At 67.2% G+C, this 9,055-nt stretch carries 3 protein-coding genes; all 3 read left to right on the top strand.

Features of this window, described 5'->3' with window-relative positions; all coding sequences use genetic code 11:
- A partial coding sequence (locus tag BKY26_RS08575; protein WP_131541810.1) for an SDR family NAD(P)-dependent oxidoreductase occupies positions 1-3,507 on the top strand: 3,507 nt, incomplete at its 5' end.
- On the top strand, positions 3,494-4,492 hold the full coding sequence (locus BKY26_RS08570; protein WP_071689981.1) for a glycosyltransferase family 2 protein: 999 nt from the start codon (positions 3,494-3,496) through the stop codon (positions 4,490-4,492). The genes BKY26_RS08575 and BKY26_RS08570, both read left to right, overlap by 14 nt.
- Before the next feature lie 3 nt (positions 4,493-4,495).
- Positions 4,496-9,055 carry a MupA/Atu3671 family FMN-dependent luciferase-like monooxygenase gene (locus BKY26_RS08565; protein WP_071689980.1) on the top strand — a complete coding sequence of 1,520 codons (4,560 nt, stop codon included), beginning with the start codon at positions 4,496-4,498 and terminating at the stop codon, positions 9,053-9,055.

Below are 9,055 nucleotides of genomic sequence, written 5' to 3'. Positions count from 1 at the left end.
GTCGCCGCCACTCTGGCCGACCGGCTGCGCGAAGCGGGCCATCCCGTGACGCTGGTCACCCCCGGCGACGCCTTCGCACGCACCAAATCGGGCTTTGTCCTGCCGCCCGAGAGGGGCCGGGAAGGCTATGACCAACTGCTGCGCACGCTGGCCGAGGCGGGCAGCCTGCCCACCCGCATCACGCATCTGTGGCTGCTGACCCAAGGCGAACATCACCGCCCGGGGTCGAGCTTCTTCCACCGGATGCAGGAACAGGGGTTCTGGTCGCTCTTCTACCTCGCGCAGGCCTGGGCCGATGAAGGGCAGGGGCCGCTGCATATCGACGTGGTCACGAACGGTGCCGCGCAGGTCCGCAGCGAACCGCTGCCTTACCCGTCGAAAGCCACCATCATGGGGCCTGCCCGCGTGATCCCGCGCGAATTCCCCGGTGTCTCGGTGGCCGTTCTGGACGTCGACCGGCCCGACCCCGCGCCGGTGCTGGAGGAGATGCTGTCGGACCCCGATAGCCGTATCGCCGCGATCCGCGCGGGCAAGCGGTTCGAACAGGGGTGGAAGCGCGTGGATCTGCCCGAGGCCGACACGCTCGATATCCGCGAAGGTGCAACCGTGCTGCTGACCGGCGGTTATGGCGGTATCGGCACAAGCGTGGCCGAAGAGCTGATCCGCCGCCACAAGGCGAGGATTGTCCTCGTTTCCCGCACCGGCCTGCCGCCGCGCGACCGCTGGCAGAGCCTGCTGAAAAACGCCGCGCCCACGGACCGCACCGCCGCCCGCATCCGGGCCGTCGAAAGGCTGGAAGCCGCCGGGGGCGCGGTTCTGCCGCTCGCTGCCGATGTCTCCAACGTCGAGGACATGCGCGCCGCCGTGGCAAAGGCCGAGGCGACGTTTGGCCCAATCAATGGCGTGATTCATGCCGCTGGCGTCATCGACGACGCGCCCATGCTTGCGAAGACGCCCACCAGTATCGAAGAGGTCTTCACGCCCAAGATCCACGGCACGCAGGTTCTGGATACGCTCTTCCCCGATGGCACGCTTGACTGGATGGTGCTCTTCTCCTCCAGCTCCACCGCGACCGCACCTGCGGGGCAGGTGGATTACGTGGCCGCAAACGACTACCTCAACGCCTTTGCCAAATCGCGCAGCGGTGGCAAGACGCGGGTGCTGGCCATCGACTGGGGCATCTGGTCGGGTGTGGGCATGGCCGCCGAGGCGATGCAGGCACGCGAGGCCGAACCGCCCGCGCCGGTGCCCGTCACGCTGCCCTTGCTGGATACCGCAGGGTTCGACGCCGATGGCAATCGCCGGTTCGCGGCCCATTGGCGCCCCGAAAGCCGGTGGGTGCTGGACCAGCACCGCACAGGTGCTGGTGACGCTCTGCTGCCCGGCACCGGTTATCTGGAACTGGTGGCAGAAGCCTTGGAAGGGCAGGGCGAGGACCGCCCCTTCGAGATCCGCGACCTGTGGTTCCTGCGCCCCCTGCGCACCGAAGATGGCCAGACCACGCGCATCCGCCTGACCCTGCCGCGCAGCGATCAGGGCTACGGGCTCCGCGTCGAAAGCGCGCCGGAAGGTGCGGGGTGGGACGTGAATGCCGAGGCCGATATCCGCATTCTGCCGATGGACCCGCCCGCACGGCTGGATATCCCGGCGCTGGAGGCCCGGATGGGTGAACCGATGCGCGCCGAGGCGGGCCAAAGCCTGACCTCCCCGCAGGAGGCGCATCTGCGCTTCGGTCCCGGCTGGCGGGTGCTGCGCGAAACCCGGATGGGGCAGGGCGAGGGGTTGGCGCGCCTGTCGCTCGACAGTCACGATCCCCGCTGGCGCCTGCCGCCGGGGATGGTCGATCTGGCCACCGGATGGGCGATGGAGCTGATCGAGGGCTACCGCCCCGATGCGCTGTGGGTGCCGGTCAACTATGCCTCGGTGAAGGTGTTCAAAGCACTGCCGTCCGACGTGGTGTCTTACGTCCGCAACGCCGGTGACAACCGCGCCTCGGACCAGACCGCAAGCTTTAACATCACCCTCGCGGCCCCGGATGGCACCGTCTGCGTGGAGATCGCGGGCTTCACCATCCGCCGCCTCGTGGGCAACATCGCCTTCGCCGCCGCGCCCGCGAAACAGGCCGAGGCAGAAGGCCCGCGCCCGCTGTCGCCTGCAGAGGAACGGCTGCGCCACAACATCGCTCAGGGCATCCGCCCCGAAGAGGGCGCGGAAGCATTCCTGAAGGGGCTGGCGAGCCCGCTGCCGCAGGTGCTGATTTCCTCGCTCGACCTCGACGCGCTGATCGCGCAGGCGGGCACCGAGACCGAGGAGGCGCAGGCGAGCCACGGGTTCGAGCGACCGGAACTTGACAGCGACTTCGTTGAGCCCGAAGGCCCCATCGAGGAAACGCTTGCCGGGTTCTGGCGCGACCTTCTGGGCGTGGCGCAAGTCGGGGCCGAGGACAGTTTCTTCGACCTCGGCGGGCATTCCCTGATCGCCGTTCGGCTCTTTGCCATGGTCAAGAAGACCTGGGCGGTGGACTTCCCCATTTCCGTCCTGTTCGAGGCCCCTACGATCCGCAAGATCGCCGGTCTGGTCGAGGCACAGGGGATCAGCGCGAAGGCAGGCGAAGACGCCCCGAAACGTGAAGAACCTGCCCGCCGCTTCACACATCTGGTACCCATGCATCAGGGCGAAGGCGGTCCGAAAACGCCCTTCTTCCTCGTCGCGGGCATGTTCGGCAACGTGCTGAACCTGCGCCATCTTGCGCATCTTCTGGGCCATGACCGGCCCTTCTACGGGATGCAGGCCAAGGGGCTGTTTGGTGAGGACGAACCGCACCGCTCGGTGAAAGAGGCCGCGCGCGATTACATCGCCGAGATCCGGCAGGTGCAGCCGCATGGACCCTATATGCTGGGCGGTTTCTCGGGCGGTGGCATCACCGCCTATGAGATCGCGCAGCAGCTGACGGCTGAAGGTGAGGAGGTGGCCGCGTTGATCATGCTCGACACGCCCCTGCCGCAACGCCGGGAGCTGACGCGCGCCGACCGCATCGCCATCCAGATGCAGGAGCTGAAAGCGGGCGGCTTTGCCTACCCGTTCACATGGCTCGCCCGCCGCATCCGGTGGGAAGTCGCCAAGCGTCGCCAGAAGCAGGACGATGCGGGCGAAAGCCCCGTGTTCCACAATGCCGCCATTGAGGCCGCTTTCTTGGAATCGGTTGCCAGCTACCATTTGCAACCATGGCACGGGCCGCTGACGCTGTTCCGTCCGCCGCTGGTGGGCAAGTGGCAGGTGGGCGACGGGCGACTGGTCAATTCCGAACGCGCCTACGTGACCCATGACAATGACTGGACCGAATGGGCGCCCGAGTTGCAGGTTTTCGAAGTGCCGGGGGACCACGATTCCATGGTGCTGGAGCCCAATGTGCGGGTGCTGGCCGCGCGGATGGGCAAGGTAATCGAGGCCGCCGACCGTGCGCGACTGGTGGCGCAGGCATGGGAGGGCAGCCATGCCGCCGAGTGACCCGAAACTGCTGACCGTGGTGCTGAACTGGCGCACCGCCGACATGACCCTGCGCGCCGCCGAGACCGCTCTGCGGGAAATGGAGGGCATCGGGGGAGAGCTGCTGCTCGTCGACAACGATTCCCGCGATGGTTCCTTCGAGACCATGACCCGCGTGGTCGAGGACCGCGCTTGGCCCCGCACCCGCGTGATCGACGCAGGCCGCAATGGCGGCTTCGGAGCGGGCAACAACGTGGGCATCCGCGCGGGACTCTCGGACGGCAGCCGCCCGGACTATGTCTATATCCTGAACTCCGACGCTTTCCCCGATACGGGCGCGATCCGCGCCCTGCTGGATCATCTGCAGACGCATCCCGAAACGGGCTTCGCCGGCAGCTACATCCACGGGCCCGAGGGCGAGCCGCATCTGACCACCTTCCGCTTTCCCTCGATCGCGAGCGAATTCGAAGGGGCCGTGCGCCTCGGCCCGATCAGCCGCTGGCTGCGCAACCGGGCGGTGCCGGTGCCGATCCCGGAGCAGACCGCGCGGGTCGACTGGCTGGCGGGCGCGAGCCTGATGATGCGGATGGAGGTTCTGGAGGAAATCGGCCTCTTCGATGAGACGTTTTTCCTCTATTTCGAGGAAACCGACCTCTGCCGTCGCGCGAAGAACGCAGGGTATCCAACGGATTTCGTTCGGGAAAGCTCCGTCACGCATATCGGGTCTGCCTCGACCGGCATGAAGGAATGGCAGGAGGTTCCGGGCTACTGGTTCGACTCGCGCCGCCACTATTTCGAAAAGTCCCATGGCCGCGCCTATGCGCGTCTGGCCACGGCGGCCCATGTCGCGGGCGGTCTGCTGCACCGGCTGCGTTGCCTGCTGAGGGGCCGCAAGCCCGCCGACCCGCCGCGCTTCCTGCGCAGCCTGATTTCACACGAGTTTTCAGCGCCCCGACCCGGGGCCACACGCGGCGGCGACCGCGCCGCCCGCCTGACCGGAGGTTGATCCATGTCCCTGTTTTCCTCGATTGTCATCGGTCATGATACGCTGGCACTGAACTGCGCGAAAATGCTGGCGGGTGCAGGCCACCCAATCCGCGCCGTGATCACGCGCTGCCCCGACTTCCGGGCCTGGGCCGAGGCGGAAGGCGTGACGCTGATCGCACCGGGTAGCGGGTTGAAGGACCGGCTGCAGGGAGTTGAATTCGAATGGATTTTGTCCATTGCGAACCTCGATATCCTCCCCGCTGACCTGCTGTCCATGGCCGCCAAGGGCGCTGTCAATTTCCACGACGGGCCGCTGCCCGCCTATGCCGGGCTCAACGCCCCGGTCTGGGCGTTGCTGAAGGGTGAAACCACCCATGGCATCACCTGGCACCGCATCGCGGGCGGCGTGGACGAGGGCAATATCCTGGCGCAGCGCCGCATCGACATCGCGCCGGGGGAAACCGCACTGACGCTTAACACCAAGTGCTACGCCGCCGCGCTGGACAGTTTCGGCGAGGTGATCGCGGCGCTTTCCGAGGGGCGCGCTGAGGGCACGGCGCAGGACCTGTCGCGCCGCAGCTACTTTGCCCGCGACGCACGGCCCGAAGCGGCGGCCCTTCTGGATTTTTCCAGATCAGCCAATGAGATCGCGGCCATTGTCCATGCACTGGATCATGGCGGATACTGGAACCCGCTGGCCTGCCCGAAACTCGACACCGGCAGCGAGATTCTGCTGGTCGGCAGCGCGGAGCCGGTCGAGGGCACAGGCGCGCCCGGCGAGGTTCTGGAGGTCACCGGCGGCACCGCGACCGTGGCCGTTCCCGGCGGCGCCGTGAGGCTGGGCGAGATGCGCTCCGTCGACGGAGCGCCCGTGATCCTTTCCGATCACCTTGCCGCAGGCACCCGCCTGCCGATGACACAGGACCGCGCCGCCATCAGCGCCGCCATCACCGCCGCCGCCCCTGCGGAAGGGTTCTGGCGCAAGCGGCTCGTTGCCATGCAGCCTGCAACCTTCACCTTCCACCCTGGATCGGGTGAGGGGAAAGCGGCCCGTCGGGTCGCGCTCCCCTCCACGCTCGACGTGGTGCAGGTTCTGGCCCGGTTCGCGCTGCTCGCCCTGCGCAAGGGCGAGGGCGGGGCGGTCGACGTCGCGCTTGGCCTGCCGGTTGGATGCCCCGGCTTCCTGTCTTCCTGGGTGCCCGTCGCGATCGACCCAGAGGGTCCAGTTGCTGAGGCCGAGTCGCGCTTTGCCGCCCGCCTTGACGAAGCCCGCGCCAAGGGGCCTTTCGCGGCTGACCTTCCCGCGCGCATTCCCGGCCTGTCCGGGCTGCCCATCCCCGATTTCGCCATTGGCGATGTGCACGGCGCGGCGCTCTGCCTGTCCGAGGACGGCCAGACGCTCACCGCCGATGCCGCCCGCGTCACGGCCCAAGAACTCGACCTCATCGCCGCGCGGTTACAGCATGTGCTGCAGGCCGATCCCGCCACGCCGGTGGCGGAGCTGTCCATCGTGCCCGACTGCGAACGGCAGAAGCTGATCCATGACTGGAACGCGACGGATGCGGACTACGACCGCGCCTGCTGCATCCACCAGATGTTCGAGGTGCAGGCCGCGAAGACCCCCGACGCCACGGCCCTGATCTTCGAGGGCGAACGCCTGTCTTACGCCGCGCTCAACGCCCGAGCCAACCGGGTGGCCCATGCGCTGGCCGGGATGGGGGTGCGCCGGGGCGATCTGGTGGGGCTGCATGTCCGTCGCTCTGCCGATCTGCTGATCGGGGCCATTGCCATTCACAAGGCGGGCGGGGCCTATGTGCCGCTCGACCCCGATTACCCGGCGGATCGGGTCGCGCTTTATGTCGAGGACAGCGGCGCCAGGGTGATCCTGACCGAGGCCGCGCTGACCCCGCATTTGCCGCCCCACAAGGCGCAAGTGCTGGAAATCGACCGCGACCCGCGCATTGCCGCCGCGCCGGAGACCAACCCCGATAGCGGCGTGACGCCGGAGGATCTGGCCTATTTGATCTACACCTCCGGCTCCACCGGCCGGCCCAAGGGCGTGATGATCGAGCATCGCAATGTCTCGAACTTCTTTACCGGGATGGATGCGCGCATCGACCACGAGACCGGGGGCGTCTGGCTGGCCGTGACCAGCCTGTCCTTCGACATCTCGGTGCTGGAGCTCTTCTGGACCCTCGCGCGGGGCTTCACCGTCGTCATCTCGGGCGATGAAAACCGCACGCTCGTCAGCAATGGCCGCATTGGCCAGACGGGCAGGGGGATGGAGTTCAGCCTCTTCTACTGGGGCAATGACGATGGCGTCGGCCGTGACAAGTACACGATGCTGCTGGAAGGGGCGAAGTTTGCCGATCAGAACGGGTTCTGCGCGGTCTGGACGCCGGAACGCCATTTCCACGCCTTTGGCGGGCCCTATCCGAACCCCTCCGTGACCGGGGCCGCCGTGGCTGCGGTGACGAAGAATATCGGTGTGCGCTCGGGCTCTGTCGTGGCGCCGCTTCACCACCCGGCGCGGATCGCCGAGGAATGGGCGGTGATCGACAACCTGACGAACGGGCGCGCGGCGCTTGGCATCGCCAGCGGATGGCAGCCGCATGATTTCGTGCTGCGCCCGGAAAACACCCCGCCCAACAACAAGCCCGCCATGTATGAGGCCATCAACACCCTGCGCGCGCTCTGGCGTGGCGAGGAGGTGGCCTTCCCCATGGCTGACGGGACCGAGCACAAGGTGCTGACGCAACCGCGCCCGGTGTCCAAGGAACTGGCGATCTGGGTGACGACGGCGGGCAACCCCGACACCTGGCGCGAGGCCGGAGAGATCGGCGCCAACGTGCTGACCCATCTTCTGGGCCAGTCGATTGACGAGGTGGGCGAGAAGATCAAGATCTACCACGACGCCCTGCGCGACGGTGGCCGCGACCCTGCCAATCACACCGTCACGCTGATGCTGCATTCCTACCTGGCCAGTGACCGCGATCAGGCGCGCGAGGTCGCCCGTGGTCCGATGAAGGATTACCTGCGCTCGGCGGCGGGTCTGATCAAGCAATTTGCCTGGGCCTTCCCCGCTTTCAAGAAGCCCAAGGGCGTGAACAATCCGATGCAGCTCGACCTCGGTATCCTGTCGGAGGAGGAGCTGGAGGCGATCCTCGACTTCGCCTTCGAGCGGTATTTCAACGATAGCGGCCTGTTCGGCACGGTGGAAGACGCGCTGGATCGAGTCGAACAGCTCAAGCGTATCGGCGTCGACGAGATCGCCTGCCTGATCGACTACGGGATCGAGCGGCAGAAGGTTCTGGATGGTCTGCGCCCCATTGCCGAGGTGCTGAAACGCGCAAACCAGGGGGATGCGCTGGCGGAGGACGATTTCTCGATCGCCGCGCAGATCATCCGCCACGGGGTAACGCATCTGCAATGCACGCCATCGATGGCGCGGATGCTGGTGGGCAATGACGAGGCGAAGATGGCGCTGGCCCGTGTGAAACACCTGATGGTGGGCGGTGAAGCCCTGCCCGGATCGCTGGTGGCAGAGCTTCAGGCCGCGACGGATGCCCATATCGAGAACATGTACGGCCCCACGGAAACCACGATCTGGTCCACGACCCAGACCGCCACAGGCGGCGAGGGGATCACCGGCGTCGGCACGCCGATTGCCAACACGCAGGTCTATGTGCTCGACGAGGCGATGCAGCCGGTGCCGATTGGCGTGCCGGGCGAGTTGTTCATCGGCGGTGAGGGCGTGGCGCGCGGCTACTGGCAGCGGCCCGACCTGACGGCGGAACGGTTCCTTGACGATCCGTTCAAACCGGGCAACCGCGTCTACCGCACGGGCGATCTTGTGCGCTGGCGGGCTGATGGCGGGCTCGATTTCCTCGGTCGCGCCGATCACCAGATCAAGCTGCGCGGCTACCGGATCGAGATGGGAGAGATCGAGACCCAGATCGACGCGGTTCCGGGCGTGCGCCAGTCCGTGGTGATCCCGCGCGAGGATACGCCGGGCAACCTGCAACTGGTGGGCTACTACCTGGAAACCGCGCCGGTCGATCCGGCGGCGATCCGCGATCACCTGGCGGCGGAACTGCCCGCCCATATGGTGCCCGCGCATGTCGTCCGGCTCGACGCTTTCCCGCTCACGCCCAACAAGAAGATCGACCGAAAGGCGCTGCCCGCTCCCCCCGCGCGCGCGGCCACGCCCTCAAACGTCACGCCGATCAACACCAAGGCCAGCACCGCTGGACGCATCGCCGCGATCTGGACGAAGATCCTCGGCGTCGAGGGCATCGGCCCGCAGGATCATTTCTTCGACCTTGGCGGGCATTCGCTGCTGGCGGTGCAGGCGCATCGAGAAATCAAGGCCGAGCTTGGCGCCGAGCGGCTTTCGATCACCGATATTTTCCGCTTCCCCGTGCTGTCGGCATTGGCGGAGGAGGTCGACCGGCTGACCCGGGGCGAGCAGCAGGAACCGGACCCGCAGGGTCCGCTCCCGTCACCCGAACGCGCGATCAATCGCGCCGAGGCCATGTCGCGCCGCCGCCAGATGCGCGCGGCCCGGATGGGGAGGGGATAG

It is taken from the genome of Nioella sediminis (assembly GCF_001879695.1).
In the GTDB taxonomy this organism is placed as follows: Bacteria; Pseudomonadota; Alphaproteobacteria; order Rhodobacterales; family Rhodobacteraceae; genus Nioella; species Nioella sediminis.
The sequence above is the reverse complement of the archived record's forward strand: the minus strand, read 5'-3'. Positions and strand labels throughout refer to the sequence as shown.

Coding starts and splice junctions, on each gene's coding strand:
- BKY26_RS08570 (WP_071689981.1), top strand. CDS start 3,494: ATGCCGCCGAGTGACCCGAAACTGCTGACCGTGGTGCTGAACTGGCGC.
- BKY26_RS08565 (WP_071689980.1), top strand. CDS start 4,496: ATGTCCCTGTTTTCCTCGATTGTCATCGGTCATGATACGCTGGCACTG.